The 16,319-nt window shown below is 70.0% G+C and carries 16 protein-coding genes and 2 pseudogenes; 12 read left to right on the top strand and 6 right to left on the bottom strand.

Annotated elements, in window-relative coordinates:
• Positions 1-84 precede the first annotated feature (84 nt).
• From QF027_RS25005 to QF027_RS24970, 8 genes and pseudogenes are all read left to right on the top strand, one after another.
• Complete coding sequence (locus tag QF027_RS25005) at positions 85-591, top strand: SigE family RNA polymerase sigma factor (protein ID WP_307077156.1); 507 nt, start codon at positions 85-87, stop codon at positions 589-591.
• Positions 592-658: 67 nt separating this feature from the next.
• The gene (locus tag QF027_RS25000; protein WP_307077154.1) at positions 659-1,525 is read left to right on the top strand and encodes a hypothetical protein; all 867 of its coding nucleotides are present in this window, start codon (positions 659-661) and stop codon (positions 1,523-1,525) included.
• 26 nt (positions 1,526-1,551) lie between these two features.
• A pseudogene (locus QF027_RS24995) lies at positions 1,552-1,804 on the top strand (ABC transporter permease); the annotation flags it as partial.
• A 206-nt stretch (positions 1,805-2,010) separates the two neighbouring features.
• Positions 2,011-3,330 carry a M18 family aminopeptidase gene (locus QF027_RS24990; protein ID WP_306978759.1) on the top strand — a complete coding sequence of 440 codons (1,320 nt, stop codon included), beginning with the start codon at positions 2,011-2,013 and terminating at the stop codon, positions 3,328-3,330.
• A gap of 68 nt (positions 3,331-3,398) precedes the next feature.
• Entirely contained in the window at positions 3,399-3,650 is a 252-nt protein-coding gene (locus QF027_RS24985) for a DUF6458 family protein (protein ID WP_057608993.1), read from the top strand.
• A 261-nt stretch (positions 3,651-3,911) separates the two neighbouring features.
• On the top strand, positions 3,912-4,952 hold the full coding sequence (locus tag QF027_RS24980) for a glycosyltransferase (RefSeq protein WP_373432096.1): 1,041 nt from the start codon (positions 3,912-3,914) through the stop codon (positions 4,950-4,952).
• A gap of 28 nt (positions 4,953-4,980) precedes the next feature.
• Positions 4,981-5,139, top strand: a complete 159-nt coding sequence (locus tag QF027_RS24975) for a hypothetical protein (protein ID WP_307077149.1) — start codon at positions 4,981-4,983, stop codon at positions 5,137-5,139.
• Between the two features lie 217 nt (positions 5,140-5,356).
• Positions 5,357-6,856, top strand: a complete 1,500-nt coding sequence (locus tag QF027_RS24970; RefSeq protein WP_307077148.1) for an FG-GAP and VCBS repeat-containing protein — start codon at positions 5,357-5,359, stop codon at positions 6,854-6,856.
• Positions 6,857-6,938: 82 nt separating this feature from the next.
• Here the strand turns inward: QF027_RS24970 and QF027_RS24965 are convergent, their stop codons facing one another.
• Positions 6,939-7,772, bottom strand: coding sequence for a PIG-L family deacetylase (locus QF027_RS24965; protein WP_307077146.1), 834 nt, complete (start codon positions 7,770-7,772; stop codon positions 6,939-6,941).
• Positions 7,773-7,982: 210 nt separating this feature from the next.
• Between QF027_RS24965 and QF027_RS24960 the strand changes: the two are divergent.
• Both QF027_RS24960 and QF027_RS24955 read left to right on the top strand, forming a co-directional pair.
• A pseudogene (locus tag QF027_RS24960) lies at positions 7,983-8,350 on the top strand (AraC family transcriptional regulator); the annotation flags it as partial.
• Complete coding sequence (locus QF027_RS24955) at positions 8,347-8,844, top strand: LURP-one-related/scramblase family protein (protein WP_307077145.1); 498 nt, start codon at positions 8,347-8,349, stop codon at positions 8,842-8,844. The pseudogene QF027_RS24960 and the gene QF027_RS24955, both read left to right, overlap by 4 nt.
• A 46-nt stretch (positions 8,845-8,890) precedes the next feature.
• Here QF027_RS24955 and QF027_RS24950 read toward each other — a convergent pair whose 3' ends face one another.
• A complete protein-coding gene (locus QF027_RS24950) occupies positions 8,891-9,664 on the bottom strand; it encodes a carbon-nitrogen family hydrolase (RefSeq protein ID WP_307077143.1) in 774 nt (257 codons plus the stop codon).
• 182 nt (positions 9,665-9,846) lie between these two features.
• Between QF027_RS24950 and QF027_RS24945 the strand changes: the two genes are divergently transcribed.
• The gene (locus QF027_RS24945; protein WP_306978772.1) at positions 9,847-10,671 is read left to right on the top strand and encodes a maleylpyruvate isomerase family mycothiol-dependent enzyme; all 825 of its coding nucleotides are present in this window, start codon (positions 9,847-9,849) and stop codon (positions 10,669-10,671) included.
• A 90-nt stretch (positions 10,672-10,761) separates the two neighbouring features.
• On the opposite strand, the gene QF027_RS24940 is transcribed toward QF027_RS24945, so the two are convergent.
• Entirely contained in the window at positions 10,762-12,075 is a 1,314-nt protein-coding gene (locus tag QF027_RS24940) for an MFS transporter (protein WP_306978774.1), read from the bottom strand.
• Positions 12,072-12,722, bottom strand: a complete 651-nt coding sequence (locus tag QF027_RS24935; protein ID WP_307077141.1) for a GntR family transcriptional regulator — start codon at positions 12,720-12,722, stop codon at positions 12,072-12,074. The genes QF027_RS24940 and QF027_RS24935 overlap by 4 nt, the downstream gene beginning before the upstream one ends.
• 208 nt (positions 12,723-12,930) lie before the next feature.
• On the opposite strand from QF027_RS24935, the gene QF027_RS24930 reads away from it, so the two are divergent.
• Complete coding sequence (locus tag QF027_RS24930) at positions 12,931-13,830, top strand: D-alanyl-D-alanine carboxypeptidase family protein (protein WP_306978779.1); 900 nt, start codon at positions 12,931-12,933, stop codon at positions 13,828-13,830.
• A 76-nt stretch (positions 13,831-13,906) separates the two neighbouring features.
• Here QF027_RS24930 and QF027_RS24925 read toward each other — a convergent pair whose 3' ends face one another.
• Together QF027_RS24925 and QF027_RS24920 are read right to left on the bottom strand one after the other, a co-directional pair.
• Entirely contained in the window at positions 13,907-15,313 is a 1,407-nt protein-coding gene (locus QF027_RS24925) for a dihydrolipoamide acetyltransferase family protein (RefSeq protein ID WP_306978781.1), read from the bottom strand.
• A 10-nt stretch (positions 15,314-15,323) separates the two neighbouring features.
• Positions 15,324-16,319 carry an alpha-ketoacid dehydrogenase subunit beta gene (locus tag QF027_RS24920; RefSeq protein WP_306978783.1) on the bottom strand — a complete coding sequence of 332 codons (996 nt, stop codon included), beginning with the start codon at positions 16,317-16,319 and terminating at the stop codon, positions 15,324-15,326.

The raw sequence follows: 16,319 nt of genomic DNA, 5'->3' as shown, positions 1-16,319 counted from the left end.
CTGCGGGCCCGGTGTGACACCAGCGGTGGGCCGGAGCGTCTACCGGGTGTGGAGGAGCTGACGGCGAGGAGAGGGCGGAACCGAGTGTCGACTGCCAGCACTCTGGAGGAGTTCCAGGGGTTCGCCCGCGCCCTCACACCGCGCCTCTTCCGCACCGCCCTGCTGATGAGCGGCGACTGGCACCTGGCCGAGGACCTGGTGCAGACGGTACTCGGAAAGATCTTCTCGTCCTGGTCCCGGGTACGGCGCACGGACAGCCCGGAGGCGTACGCCCACACCGTGCTCATGCGCACCTACATCTCGCACCAACGGCTGCGGCGCTCCTCGGAGCGTCCCGTGGCGGTACTGCCCGAGCACGCCTCCTCCGGCCCGGACAGCGCCCTGCGCGTCACCTTGCTCGCCGCACTGGCCGAACTGCCGCCACGCGATCGTGCGGTCGTCGTCCTGCGCTACTGGGAGGACCGCAGCGTGGAGGAGACCGCGTCCGTGCTGGGCATGACCAAGGGTTCGGTGCGCAACCGCAGCAGCAGAGCCCTGGCCAGACTGCGCCGGACGATAGGGGACGGACAGGACTCGATCGCCGTGCACTGACCCCGATTCCGGCCCCGGCGGCCGGACCCGCCCCGGACCCCGCGACACCGGAAAGGACGGCGCACCCATGCGGCACGACAAGTCCACACTCTTCGACGACGACCCGCGGTACGGCCCCGAGTTCTCCCGCGCCCTGGACACCGCGCTGAACGACCTCCCGCTGCGCACCGATTTCATGGTGGCGGGCGGGGTGGCCCGGGGCACCCGCACCCGGCGCCGCAGGCGGGTGGCGCTGTGGAGTACGTCCGTCTCGGCGGCGGCGGCACTGACGGCCGCGGTGCTGCTCCTCGCCCTGCCCGGACAGCGGGGGGACACGATGCAGACCGTCGCTCTGCCCGACTTCTCCGTCGGCAGCGACTCCGCCCCGCCCGGCAAGGAACCCGTGACGGGCGCCGCCACGGTCGCCCTGCTGACCGAGCTGCTGCCGGGCGGGCCCTCGGTGACGAGGACCGAGTCACGGGACAGCGACCCGGCGTACACCGCCGTGCAGACGTACGGCAAGGTCACCTTGGCGGACGGGGGCACGGTGGCCGTGTGGCTGCAAGGAGGGTTCGTCCAGGAACAGAAGAAGAGCGGCCAGGATGGTGACGCGTGGCCCGGAAGCCGCCGGTCGAGCAAGCCCGAGGTGGCGGGTCCGACCCACATGCCCTCGTCCGATGGCCTGGGCCGGCACTACGCCTGCCGGGAGGGGGACGACAGCTGCCGGATCGCCAAGCTGGGTGACGGGTCGGTACTGCTCTTCCACGAAAGCGGCAGCGGCTCCGGCGCCGAACTCACCGCCGACGTACTGCGCCCGGACGGTACGCGCGTGGTCGTGACCGCGACCGGGACCGAGTACCGGGCGGCCCAGGTGCAGGCCCTCGCGACGAGCAAGCGGTGGCAGCAGTGGGTCGATCCGAAGGTGAACGACGCCGCCGCGAAAGCCGGCGAATGACGCACCCGTCCGTGTTTCTTGTGAGGGGCATCGCCAACACGACCCTGGTGGCCGTGCTGGAGCGCACGGGAGAGATCGGTCTGCGCTGGGCGGCCTGGTCGGCACCAGCGTCGGTGTGATCACCGTGGTCGCGGTGGCGGTGGTACGGGACTGGACCCCGGTCGTCCACCCTGTCACCCTCGCCGCCGCCCGGCCGTCGGCCTGGCCACGGGCCTCCTGGCAGGCCTCCACCCGGCCTGGTGCGCCGCCCGCATCCAGTCGGCGGAGGCACTGCGCCGCCGACGCCGCTTCGCCGCCGCGGCCCCGGGACCACCGCGGAAGGTCCCGGGGCGGTGCCGGGCTGACCGGGCGCGCTCGGTCGGGCGGTCCCGTCCGCGAAACGGCATACGCCTCCGCCGCTTCCCGATCAAGTCGGCTCCGCGGCACCGTGTTCCTTCACGGAACCGCGGCTCGACACGGCTGCACGGCACCTTAGGGTGGCTGCCATGAGCGCACCCCACCGCCTCGACCGCGGCCACACCGACGACCTCATGACCTTCCTGGCGGCGAGCCCCACGCCGTACCACGCGGTGGCGAACGCCGCCGAGCGGCTGGAGAAGGCCGGCTTCCGCCAGGTCTCGGAGACGGACGCCTGGGACGCGGAGACCGCGGGGGCTTCCGCCTCGGGGAGCGGCGGCAAGTACGTGCTGCGCGGCGGCGCGATCATCGCCTGGTACGTCCCCGAGGGCGCGGCGCCCCACACGCCGTACCGCATCGTCGGCGCGCACACCGACTCCCCGAACCTGCGGGTCAAGCCGCTGCCGGACACCGGGGCGCACGGCTGGCGCCAGGTGGCCGTGGAGATCTACGGCGGGCCGCTGATGAACTCCTGGCTCGACCGCGACCTGGGGCTGGCGGGCCGGCTGACCCTGCGGGACGGTTCGACGCGGCTGGTGAACGTGGACCGGCCGCTGCTCCGAGTGCCGCAGCTGGCGATCCACCTGGACCGCGCGGTGTCGGCGGAGGGGCTCAAGCTCGACAAGCAGCGGCATCTGCAGCCCATCTGGGGTCTCGGCGACGATGTGCGCGACGGTGACCTGATCGCCTTCCTGGAGGAGGAGTCGGGGCTCGGCGCGGGCCAGGTGACCGGCTGGGACCTGATGACGCACTCCGTGGAGGCGCCCGCCTACCTGGGCCGGGACAAGGAGTTGGTGGCGGGCCCGCGCATGGACAACCTGCTGTCCGTGCACGCCGGGGTGGCCGCCCTGACCGCGGTGGCCGGCGGCTCGGAGCTGCCGTACATCCCCGTCCTCGCCGCCTTCGACCACGAGGAGAACGGTTCGCAGTCGGACACGGGCGCGGACGGGCCGCTGCTCGGCGGGATCCTCGAGCGCTCGGTGTTCGCGCGCGGCGGGTCGTACGAGGACCGGGCGCGGGCCTTCGCGGGGACGGTGTGTCTGTCCTCCGACACCGGGCACGCCGTGCACCCCAACTACGCGGAGCGGCACGACCCGACGCACCACCCGCGCGTCAACGGCGGACCGATCCTCAAGGTCAACGTCAACAACCGGTACGCCACGGACGGTTCTGGTCGGGCCGTGTGGGCCGCCGCCTGCGAGAAGGCCGGCGTGCCGTTCCAGTCCTTCGTCTCCAACAACTCCATGCCCTGCGGCACGACCATCGGCCCGATCACCGCGGCCCGGCACGGCATCAAGACCGTCGACATCGGGGTGGCGATCCTGTCGATGCACAGCGTCCGGGAGTTGTGCGGCGCGGACGACCCGCATCTGCTGGCAAACGCTCTGGTGGCGTTCCTGGAGGGGTAGTTCGCGGGATGTGGGGGTACCCGCAGGTTCGGGCCGGAACGACCGGACCGGACAGGGAGGCGACACTCATGGGCCTCGGCGGGTGCATCATTCTCATCGCCGTGGGAGCAATCCTCACGTTCGCCACCGACTGGCACATGCAGGGGGTCAACCTCGACCTGGTCGGTGTGATCCTGATGATCGTGGGACTGATCGGCGTGACGACGTTCAGCAGCATCGCCCGGCGGCGGCGCGTGGTGGTACCGCCCACCGCGCCGACGGTCGTCGAGGAGGAGCGGCATGTGCGCCGGGACGGATACTCCGACGGATACGGCGTTTAAGTCGGATTCATAGACAACCGTGAGCAATCTGTGATCCAGGTTGACTTGTCTGCTTGTGTGAAAGTCGTGAAGACTCGGGATCCTTGAGAGCCCGGGGGGTCAGCAGTGCCGGGCGTGAACCACCAGCACACCCGGGGGCTCCCCGTGCTCCACCCCACGACGACAGTCGGGGCGCCCGATCCGAGATCTCCGCGCCCCCACCGGCACGCCGCTCGCCGCGCGCACGCCGCCCCCGACGAATTCGACGGACCGCAGCGCCTGCTGGCGCTGATACCGGCCCACAACGAGCAGGACCGCATCGCCGACGCGATCCAGGGCCTGTGGCGGCAGACCCGGCGTCCCGACCTGATCGTCGTGGTGGCCGACAACTGCACCGACGCCACCGCCGAGATCGCCGTCGCGCACGGCGCCCGGGTCTTCGTCACCCAGGGCAACACGCACAAGAAGGCCGGCGCCCTCAACCAGGCCATCGCCTGGGTGCTGCCGCACCTCGAGGACCGTGACGTGCTGTTGGTGCAGGATGCCGACACCGTGCTCAGCCCGTGGTTCAGCGAGACCGCGCTCGGCACCTTCAACCGCAAGGTCGGCGCCGTCGGCGGTGTCTTCTTCGGCGAGGACGGCGGCGGTCTGCTCGGACTGCTCCAGCGCATGGAGTTCCACCGCTACGCCTGGGAACTGGAGCGCACCGGCGGCAAGGCCCAGGTGCTCACCGGCACCGGCACCATGTTCCGCGCCCGCGTCCTGCGCGAGGTGCGCGCCGCCCGCCGCGAGGGGGTGCTCGGCGGCGGCCAGGCCTACTACAGCCTCGCCTCGCTCACCGAGGACGACGAGATGACCAAGGCGGTCAAGACCCTCGGCTACCGGACGATGTCCCCGGCCGGCTGCGCGGTCACCACCGAGGTCATGCCCACCCTGGGCAAGCTGTGGCACCAACGGCTGCGATGGCAGCGCGGGGCCCTGGAGAACCTGCGCGACTACGGCTGGACCCGTGTCACCGCCCGCTACTTCATGCAGCAGCTCCTCATGGGGTTCGGCGCGCTGTCCTTCCTGGTCTATCTGACCTACATGGTCACGTACACCATGCTGTACGGCTGGCCCGGCTTCTCTCCCTTCTGGACCGCGATCGGGCTCGTCTTCGTGGTGGAGAAGACGGTCTCCGTGCGCCGGGCCGGGCCACGTGCCGTGCTGGTGGCGGCGCTGATGATCCCCGAGATGCTCTACGACCTTTTCCAGCACGCCGTCTACTTCTCCTCGCTGTGGGGCCTGCTGCGCCGCAGCGAGGAGAAGTGGGTGGCCACGTGACCCTCACGCCCCTAGAAGGAGAAACATCATGTACGGAAGAGTGATCGGCGCGGGAACGACCGGGGCCGGCGGTGCCACGCTCGCGGCGACCGGGCTGTGGTTGAACAGCATGGCGATGGTGGTGACCGCCACGACGTTGGTGGCGGCCGGGGTCGCGCTGACCAAGCTGGTTCCGCGGAGGCGGTGACCGAACTCCTGAAGGCAGACCGGGTGGCCCGTCGTACGCGGCGGGCCTCGTCTCGGTGGTGCGCCGGCATCACGTACAACCCTTGGGCCGCGCCAGAGGTCTCTTGATCGCCAACTGGCCGTGTCCCAGAGGACAACGCGTGGCAAACACGGACGGTTCGCACCCCATTGACGCGGATGCCCGCCAGGCATCCCCCGCATGCCGCAGGAGAATCCGCATGCACCAGTACCGCCATCCGTACCTGCGACTCGCCCTCGCGACGGCCGCCGCTGCCGCGCTGACGGGCGGTCTGCTCACGGTCTCGGCGACGACGGCCACCGCCGCCGACTCGTTCAAGGTCGCCAAGGCCGACTTCAACGGCGACGGCATCGGCGACGTGGTGGCCTCGGCCCCCGGCGCCTACGTCGGCGGCCACGCCAACGCCGGCCAGGTCGTCGCGCTCTACGGCAGCACCGGCTCCGGCGTGACCTCGGCCAAGCGCACGGTCCTCAGCCAGAACTCCGGCACCGTGCCCGGCAGCGCCGAGACCGGCGACCTGTTCGGCGGCGCGACGGCGTACGCCGACTTCAACGGCGACGGCTACGACGACCTCGCCGTGGCCTCGCCGTACGAGAAGGTCGGCACCGACACCGACGGCGGCGCCCTCGCGATCCTGTGGGGCTCGGCGAGCGGCCTCACCGGCAAGGCAAGCAACGTACCGGACCCGGCCGTCTCCTCGCACGACAACTGGGGCCTGTCCCTGGCCGCCGGCGACTTCGACGGCGACGGCAAGGCCGACCTGGCCGTCGGCAGCTCGGCCGCCACCCTCTACGTCTACAAGGGCGGCTTCAGCAGCTCCACCGGCCGGCCCGGCGGCCGCTACACCGTCAAGCCGCCGATCATGCCCGGCTCTTCCGGCTTCCCGTACGGCCCGCAGCAGCTCACCGCCGGCGACGTGAACGGCGACGGCCGCACCGACCTGGTGGTCGACGGCTACGAGACGCAGACCGAGAACGGCTGGAACACCAACTACTACCTGCCCGGCACCGCGAGCGGCGTGAGCGTCACGGGCGTCAAGACCCTCAAGCCGGGCATCGTCACCGGCATCGGCGACATCAACGGCGACGGCTACGGCGACATCGTCACCGGCGCCGGCTGGGACAGCACGACCAGCGACGGCCAGACCATTCCGAACTCCGCGAACGGCGGCAAGGTCAGCATCACCTACGGCTCCGCGTCCGGCCCCGCCTCGAGCACCGGCATCACCCAGAACACCGGGAACGTGCCCGGCAGCGCGGAGAAGGGTGACGCCTTCGGCTGGGACCTGGACCTGGGCGACGTCAACGGCGACGGCTACCAGGACCTGGTCGTCTCCACCCCGAACGAGGACCTCGGCAGCGTCACCAACGCCGGCATGGTCATCGTCATGTACGGCTCGGCGAGCGGCATCAACACGTCCACCGGCCTCCAGGCCTTCGCGCAGAGCACGACGGGCGTCCCCGGCACCGACGAGAAGAGCGACCTGTTCGGGGCCGACGTCAAGCTCGACGACGTCAACGGCGACGGCAAGGCCGACCTGGTCATCGGGTCGTACGAGGACGGCGGCGACGGAGCGGTGACCTACCTGCCCTCCACCGGCACGAAGATCGGCACGACCGGCGCCCGCGTCCTCTCCGTGACCGCGGTGGGCGTCTCCACCTCCGGCACCGCACAGTTCGGCGCGCTCTTCGCCGACTAGCCCGCACTCGATCGAGCGGTCGGCAGCAGAACAAGAAGGGCGGGCCCGGGAAACGGGCCCGCCCTTCCATCAGACGTGTGGATCAGCGCAGGCCGGCGAAGAGGTCGTTCTCGGGGAGGGCCGCGCCGGTGGAGTCCTGGACACGTACGAACGTCTCCCTGCCCATCAACGCGCCGAACCTCTCCTTGCCCATCCTGAGGAAGAAGATGTTGTCGCCCTGACTGGCGTGCGCGGCCAACGAGTCGAACTTCTGACCGCTGAACGCGGTGGTGTCCACCCACGTGGTGATCTCGTCGTCGGGAAGGCCGATCTCGGCCAGCGCGGCGGTCTCGGCAGGGTCCGGCTCGGGCATGTCCTCATGAAACTCGCGCATGATCTCGCCGAACCGCTGCATCATCGAGCGGGGCATCGTGGTCCAGTACACCTTCGGCGTCAACGCGGTCATCTCCAGCGCCGCCATCGTGATGCGGTGGGCCTGGATGTGGTCGGGGTGACCGTAGAAGCCGTTCTCGTCGTAGGTGACGACCACATCAGGTCGGTAGTGCCGCATGAGTTCCGCGAGTCGGGCCGCGCCTTCCTGCACGGGGGTCCGCCAGAAGGATCCGGGGGCGTCGTTGCTCGGCCACCCCATCATCCCGGAGTCGGCATACTCCAGCATCTCCAGATCGCTGATCTTCAGGACGTCACAGCTCGCCTCGAGTTCCTGGCGGCGCAGCAGGGCGACCGCCGCCGGATCGTGCCCGGGATCACCTGGCTTGACACCCCCCGGCCCGTCACCGCAACCGCCGTCGGTACAGGTCACGAGAACCGTGCGGATGCCTTCCGCCGCGTAACGCGCCAGGACCCCTCCGGTCCCGGTGGCCTCGTCGTCGGGGTGCGCGTGTACGGCCATGAGCGTCAAGGGCCGGTCAGTCATGAAGAAGTCCTCCTGCGGACATACGTCTTGGTCCGAGTGCGCGGCGGGCGTACCGCGATCCTGGGCACCGGATCCCACCGGCCCCCTGTCGATGCAACCGCGCCGACCGGACCCACTGTTCCCGGCGCGGCCGGCTCGCCGGTACAGGTCGAGGATCGTCGACCGTGTCCTGGGACGCTGCGGCGGGTGGCCCCGCGGGTCACCCCGTCGGCCGAGGTCGCGGACGCGGTGTCCCGCGGGCTCGTCCTGCCCATCGCCCCTGACGGCGGGCAGCGGCAGTGCGTGGAGCGGCCCGTAACCGACGTGCGGGACACGTCACTGGGCCCGCTGCCCGCGTGGGCATGGGACCAGCCGGGGGAGCCGTTGACCGTCGCCGGCCCCCGCGCGCGGCGCGCGCGGCCGTGTCCCCCGCCCGGCTCATCGAGCGCGGGGACGAGCGGCTGGGTGTGAGGGCCGCGAGGAGTGGTCCGGGGGCGGCCGCGAACCTCCACGCGCGCGTGCGGCGTGAGACGGGACTCAGCCCGTCGGCCTACGGGCGGCGTTGCGGAGCGGGCGCCGGGGAAGCGGTAACGACATGAGATTCCTCGTACGCGACCGGCTCCTCGGCTTCGGTGACGACTATTGGATCGAGGACGACCACGGCAACAAGGTGTTCCTCGTCGACGGCAAGGCGATGCGCCTCAGGGACACCTTCGAGCTGAAGGACACCAGCGGGCGGGTCCTGATCGACATCCGCCAGAAGATGCTCGCCCTGCGCGACACCATGCTGATCGAACGGGACGGCGAGCCGCTGGCGACGATCAAGCGGAAACGCCTGTCGCTGCTGCGCAACCACTACCGGGTGGCCCTCGCCGACGGCAGCACCGAACTCGACGTCAGCGGCAAGATCCTCGACCGGGAGTTCGCCGTCGAGTACGACGGTGAGCTGCTCGCGGTGGTCTCGCGACGTTGGCTGCACGTGCGGGAGACCTACGGCGTCGACATCGTCCGGGACGACGCGGATCCGGCGCTGCTCATCGCGGTGGCGGTGTGCGTCATCCACCTCGCCGAGAAGGAACGGGAGGACGACTGACCTCCCGGGACGTCACAGAAACCGGGACGTCACAGGACCCGGGACGTCACAGGACCCGGTCCTTCAGGGCCGGGAACAGCTCCCTGGTCACGGACACCTTCCCGGGGTCGAACTCCACCGTGAGGATCTCCTCGCCGGCACCCGCCTCCGCGAGGACCTCGCCCCACGGATCCACCACGATCGAGTGACCGGCCTGTGGAACTCGCGCATGCGTCCCGGCCGTTCCACAAGCGAGCACGAACGCCTGGTTCTCGACCGCCCGCGCCCGGGCCAGCAGCGTCCAGTGCGCCCGGCGACGCTCCGGCCAGCCCGCCGGGATCACCAGGGTCTCGGCGCCCGCGTCGACGAGACCGCGGAAGAGTTCGGGGAAACGGAGGTCGTAACAGGTGGCCACGCCGACGATCGTCTCCGGCAGACGGACCGTCACCAGGTCCTCGCCGCGGCCCATCAGCACGGCCTCGCCCTTGTCGAAGCCGAAGCGGTGGATCTTGCGGTACGAGGCAGCCAGTTCACCGGAGGGGGAGAAGAAGAGGGAGGTGTTGTAGAGGGTGCCGTCAGGTGACCGCTCGGGGACCGAGCCCGCGTGCAGCCAGACACCCGCGTCGCTCGCGGCCTTCGCCATGACCTCGTAGGTCGGCCCTTCCAGCGGCTCGGCCTCGTTCCCGAACTCCTCGAAGGCGAACGCCCCGGTGGTCCACAGCTCCGGCAGCACGACGAGGTCGGCCTCGGCCTGATCCCGTACCAGCGACGCCACGCGACGCCGACGCGATTCGACCGATTCGTCCTCATCCACGGCGATCTGGATCAGAGAGGCGCGCACACTACCACCGTCCTGGCATTCGAGCCGTCCCTTACGGGCCTACGATCGTCACACGAAAGCACTGCCGGGGTGCCTCACAGCAGCGTAACTTAGCGTTCCAAGACACCCGCCGACAGCCACCACCTCCACTGGCAACGCCGCCATCACCAGCCCGTGCTCCGACCGCCGAGGGGTCCCGTTCCGTGAGTCTGCATCCCACCCTCCAGCCCTACGCCGACGCCTGGACCCACTCCATCGAAGCGATATCCGAGCTGGTGACACCCCTCGTGGAGGGAGAGTGGAACCGCCGCACCCCCTGCCCGGGCTGGTCGGTCCGCGACGTGGTGTCCCATGTCATCGGTCTGGACTGCGAGATGCTGGGCGACCCGCGCCCCATCCACACCCTCCCCCGCGACCTCTTCCACGTCACCAACGACCACCAGCGGTACATGGAGATGCAGGTCGACGTCCGCCGCCACCACACGGCACCGGAGATGACCTCCGAGCTGGAGTACGTCGTCATCCGCCGCAACCGGCAGCTGCGGAACGACTCCCGCGACCCCGGCACGAAGGTGCGCGGCCCGCTGGGCACCGAGCTGACGCTCGCGGATTCCATGCGCCAGCACGCCTTCAACGTCTGGGTGCACGAACAGGACCTGCGCACCGCGCTCGGCCGGCCCGGCAACCTCGACTCCCCCGGCGCGCACATCGCCCAGGACGTCCTCCTCGCCGCGCTCCCCGACATAGTGGCCGTCAAGGCCGACGCCCCCCGCAGCTCGGCGATCGTCTTCGACGTCCACGGCCCCATCGAGTTCCTGCGCACCATACGCGTCGACATCCAGGGCCGCGGCACCCTGGAGACCGCACCCGCCCTCGGCCCCGCCGCCACCCTCACCCTCGACTGGGAGACCTACGTCCGCCTGGCCTGCGGCCGTGTGACCCCGGAGGCGGCGGCGGACCGTGTGAAGGCGGAGGGCGACCCGGAACTGACGTCGGCGATCCTCAGGAACTTCACGGTGACGCCGTAGCGGGTGACGAAGCCCGCCCCGGTGTGTGTGTGTGGGGCGGGCCGGTGCGCTGACGTCCGTTCAGTTGACGTCCGTTCAGCCGGCGTCCGGTCAGGCGGGCACGTGGACCGTCTCCACCCGGCTCGCCACCAGCCGCTCCCGCTCCCGTCGGGCCGCCCGCCCGCGCAGCCGCAGGATCTGGCTGACGCCGAGCGCCTGGAGTACGAAGACGGAGGAGAAAGCGACGGTGTAGTTGTCGTCGGTCGCGTCCAGGAGCACACCGACGGCGAACAGGGTGGTCATCGACGCGACGAACCCGCCCATGTTCGTGATGCCGGACGCGGTCCCCTGCCGCTCCGACGGGTTCGCCGGCCGCGCGAAGTCGAAACCGAGCATCGAGGCCGGTCCGCACGAGCCGAGCACCACGCACAGCACGATCAGCAGCCACATCGGCGCACGCTCGCCGGGATAGGCCAGCGTGGCCGCCCACAGCAGCGCCGTCGCCCCCACGGTCCCGAGCGCGAGCGGCAGCCGCGCCTCGTGGTGCCGGGCGACGACCTGGCCGTAGACCAGGCCGACGACCATGTTGGACAGCACGACGAGAGTGAGCAGTTCGCCCGCCACCGCCCGGGACAGCCCCTGCGCCTCGACGAGGAACGGCAGTCCCCACAGCAGCAGGAACACCATCGCCGGGAACTGGGTCGTGAAGTGCACCCACAGCCCGAGGCGGGTGCCGGGCTCCCGCCAGGACGCGGCGATCTGCCGCCGTACATAGGCCGCCCCCTGGTGCGGGAACGGCTCCGGCTCGTGTCCCTCGGGGTGGTCCTTGAGGAAGAGGAGCAGCAGGACCAGCACCACCACACCCGCGAGCGAGCTGCCCGCGAACGCCGGGGTCCAGCCGATGCCGTGCAGGAGCCGGGCCAGCACCAGTGTGGAGACCAGGTTGCCCGCCATGCCGGCGAGCCCGGCGAGCTGCGCGACCAGCGGTCCGCGCCGGGCCGGGAACCAGCGGGTGCCCAGGCGCAGCACGCTGATGAAGGTCATCGCGTCGCCGCAGCCGAGCAGAGCGCGCGAGGCGAGGGCCGTTCCGTACGACGGTGAGAACGCGAAGCCGAGCTGCCCCGCCGTGAAGAGCACCACGCCGAACGTCAGCACCTTCTTGGTGCCGAGCCGGTCCACGAGCAGGCCGACGGGTATCTGCATGCCCGCGTAGACGAGGAGTTGGAGGATCGAGAAGGTCGACAGGGCCGAGGCGTTCACATGGAAGCGGTCGGCCGCGTCGAGGCCGGCGACTCCGAGGGACGTACGGAAGATGACCGCGACGAAGTAGACGGAGACGCCGATGCCCCACACCGCCATAGCGCGTCGGCCGCCTGGGGGTGCCCCTTCTGGAGAAGGGGCACCCGGCAGAGTGGACCTGTTCATCGGACCTCACCCCGGGCGAGGTGGGAGAACCACTCGACATGCCCGTGAATCAGGCCTACGACCGCCTCCGCGTCGCCGGAGCGCAGTGCCTGGAGGATCTGCTCGTGCTCGGTGAGGGTCTTGGTGATGCGGTCCGGGTGGGCGTGCATCACGGCGACGCCCATCCTGAGTTGGCGGTCGCGGAGCTGGTCGTAGAGCCGGTTCAGGATCTCGTTGCCGCCGCTGCGGACGATCTCGGCGTGGAAGCAGCGGTCGGTGACGGCGGCTCCGGCCAGATCCCCGGCGGCGGCCTGCTCCTTCTGCCGCGCGAGCAGTTCCTCGAGGCGCGTGATGAGCTGCGGGGACGCCGGTACGGCCTTGCGGGCGGCGTGTCCCTCGACGAGCTGCCGGGTCTCGACGACGTCGGCGATCTCCTGGGCGGAGACCGGCAGGACCAGCGCCCCCTTTTTCGGGTAAAGCTTGATCAGCCCCTCGACCTCGAGACGCAGCAGCGCCTCTCGAACGGGTGTGCGGGATACTCCGACGGCCTCGCCGAGTTCGCCCTCGGTGAGCAGGGTCCCGCCCTCATAACGACGGTCCAGGACACCCTGCTTGACGTGGGCGTAGACGCGGTCGGCGGCGGGAGGCTGTTTCACGGCCAGACTCATGCCTACAGCATAGATACAACACGTACGCATGCTGAGCCCCGTCCAACATACGGACCTCGACAGGAACTCCGGTCCGTGAAAGCCACACCCGCCCCAGCCCGGGCACAACCTTGTGTGCTAGTTACGTGTCACACACGTGCGGCATCACTTTCTTCCCCTCCAACTCGGCCGCACCCAGGGGCATTCGACCGTATTCGGGGTATTTCACTTGATTACCGCTACCAAGGGCCTCCGCGTCCGCAGAGCCGCAGCCGTCGCCATCACGACCGGCGCAGTGCTCGCCACCGGAGCTCTCACCGCGGCACCCGCGCAGGCGCTCACGACGCCGAGCATCACCGCCAAGGGCGGATTCCTGATGAACAGCGCGACCGGCACGACCCTCTACAGCAAGTCGGGAAACACGAAGCGGCTCACCGCTTCCACCACGAAGATCATGACCGCGAAGGTCGTGCTCTCGCAGTCGAACCTGAACCTGGACGCCAAGGTCACCATCAAGAAGGCGTACAGCGACTACATCGTCTCCAAGGGCGCTTCGTCCGCCCACCTGATCGTCGGCGACAAGGTCACCGTCCGTCAGCTGCTCTACGGGATGATGCTGCCGTCCGGCTGCGACGCCGCGATGGCCCTCGCCGACAAGTTCGGCTCGGGCTCGACGGTCTCCGCGCGCACCAAGTCCTTCATCGCGAAGATGAACACGACGGCCAAGAACCTCGGCATGACGAACACGAAGTTCGACTCGTTCGACGGGATAAGCAATGGTTCGAACGGCTCGACGCCGAAGGACCTCACGCTGCTCGCCCGCAACGTGATGAAGAACTCGACCTTCAAGACCGTCGTGAAGACCAAGTCGTACACGGCGAAGACGATCACCAAGACCGGCAGCACCCGCACCATGGGTGCCTGGACGAACACCAACACCCTGCTCGGCTGGAACGGCACGCTCGGCATCAAGACCGGCTCGGGCACCGACTCCAAGTACTGCCTCGTCTTCGCCGCCACGAAGAACGGCGAGTCCGTCATCGGCGCGGTCATGACCTCCTCCTCGGCGGCCAACCGCACGACCGACGTGAAGAAGCTCATCAACTACGGCTACGCGAAGATCAGCTGACGCCGACCACGAAGGGGCCCGTCGCCGAGAGCGACGGGCCCCTTCAGCGTGGGACGACGTGTCCACCGCGGGCAGATCACGCCCAGGTGATCAACTTCTTCGGCTGCTCCAGGACGGCCGCCACGTCGGCCAGGACCTTGGAGCCCAACTCGCCGTCCACCAGGCGGTGGTCGAAGCTCAGCGCGAGGGTGGTGACCTGGCGGGGCTTCACCTTGCCCTTGTGGACCCAGGGCTGGAGCCTGATCGCGCCGACGGCGAGGATCGCGGCCTCTCCGGGCGGGAGGATGGGGGTGCCGGTGTCGACGCCGAAGACGCCGACGTTGGTGATGGTGACGGTGCCGCCCTGCATCGCGGCCGGCGAGGTGCGGCCCTCCTTGGCGGTGGCCACCAGCTCGCCCAGGGACTGGGCCAGTTGCGGCAGTGTCTTGGTGTGGGCGTCCTTGATGTTCGGGACGATCAGGCCACGGGGGGTGGCCGCCGCGATGCCCAGGTTGACGTAGTGCTTGAGCACGATCTCCTGGTTCGCCTCGTCCCAGGAGGCGTTGATGTCGGGGTTGCGCTTGATCGCGACCAGCAGGGCCTTGGCGATCAGCAGGAGGGGGTTCACGCGTAGGCCCTGCAGGTCCTTGTCCTGCTTGAGCTCCTCGACCAGCTTCAGGGTGCGGGTCACGTCCACCGTCACGAACTCCGTGACGTGCGGGGCGGTGAACGCCGAACCGACCATCGCCGCGGCCGTCGCCCTGCGGACGCCCTTGACCGGGACACGGGTCTCGCGGGCAGCGTCGTACGACGCGGTGGGGGCCACCGGGGCAGTGGCCGGGGCCTGCGTCACCACCGGCTCGGGCGCGGGCGCCTCGGCCGGGTTCGCCGCCGCGTGGACGTCCTCGCGGGTGATGATGCCGTCCGGGCCGGACGGGATCACCGTGGTGAGGTCGACGCCCAGATCCTTGGCCAGCTTGCGCACCGGGGGCTTGGCCAGCGGGCGGGGCTGCACGGTGGCGGCCGGGCTCGTGGCGGCCGGGCCGTGGCCGTTCAGTTCGGTCTGGATCGCGACCGACGCCTGCTGGACCGGGACTTCCGGGCCCTTGCGAGGTCGGCGCTTGGTCGAGGAGGCCGCCACGCCGTAGCCGACCAGGACCGGCTGACGGCCCTCCGGCTTCTTCTCGGGAGCCGCGGAGGCTTCCGGAGCCTCGGCCGGCGTCTCCGGGACCGCGGGGGCCCCGCCCGCCACATCCACCGCGATGATCGCCGTGCCCACGTCCACCGTGGTGCCCTCAGGGAAGCGCAGCTCGCGCACCACGCCGTCGTAGGGGATGGGCAGTTCGACGGCCGCCTTGGCCGTCTCCACCTCGCACACCACCTGCCCGTCGGTGACCGTGTCACCGGCCTGGACATACCACTTGAGGATCTCCGCCTCGGTGAGCCCCTCGCCCACGTCGGGCATCTTGAACTCGCGCACGGACGCTTCCGTCATCGTCGTCACGACCCTCTCCTCAGTACGCCAGCGAGCGGTCGACGGCATCCAGTACCCGGTCCAGGCCCGGCAGGTACTCCTCCTCCAGGCGGGCCGGCGGGTAGGGGGCGTGATATCCGCCGACCCTGAGCACCGGGGCCTCCAGGTGGTAGAAACAGCGCTCCGTGATCCGGGCCGCGATCTCCGCACCCGAACCGAAGAACACCGGCGCCTCATGCACCACGACCAGACGGCGGGTCTTCTCCACCGAAGTCTGGATCGAGTCGAAGTCCAGGGGCGAGACCGAGCGCAGGTCCAGGATCTCCAGCGACTTGCCCTCCTCGGCGGCCGCGTCGGCGACCTCCTTGCAGAGCTTCACCATCGGTCCGTACGCGACGAGGGTCAGGTCGGTGCCCTCACGGACCACCTTGGCCTTGTGCAGGGGGTCGGGGATCGCCTCGGTGTTGACCTCGCCCTTGTCCCAGTACCGGCGCTTGGGCTCGAAGAAGATCACCGGGTCGTCGCTCTGGATGGCCTGCTGCATCATCCAGTACGCGTCGGAGGGGTTGGAGGGGCTGACCACCTTCAGGCCCGCCACATGCGCGAAGAGCGCCTCGGGGGACTCCGAGTGGTGCTCCACGGCGCCGATGCCGCCGCCGTAGGGGATGCGGACGACGACGGGCATCTTGACCTTGCCCAGCGAGCGCGCGTGCATCTTCGCGAGCTGGGTGACGATCTGGTCGTAGGCCGGGAAGACGAAGCCGTCGAACTGGATCTCCACCACCGGGCGGTAGCCGCGCAGGGCGAGGCCGATCGCGGTGCCGACGATCCCGGACTCGGCGAGCGGGGTGTCGATGACCCGGTCCTCGCCGAAGTCCTTCTGGAGGCCGTCGGTGACGCGGAAGACGCCGCCGAGCTTGCCGACGTCCTCGCCCATGACGAGGACCTTGGGGTCGGTGTCCAGGGCGCGCCTGAGCGACTCGTTGATCGCCTTGGCCAGTGCCATGTTCGTGGATGTCACGTGTGCCGCTGCCAT

This window comes from Streptomyces canus (assembly GCF_030816965.1).
In the GTDB taxonomy this organism is placed as follows: Bacteria; Actinomycetota; Actinomycetes; order Streptomycetales; family Streptomycetaceae; genus Streptomyces; species Streptomyces canus_E.
The sequence above is the reverse complement of the archived record's forward strand: the minus strand, read 5'-3'. Positions and strand labels throughout refer to the sequence as shown.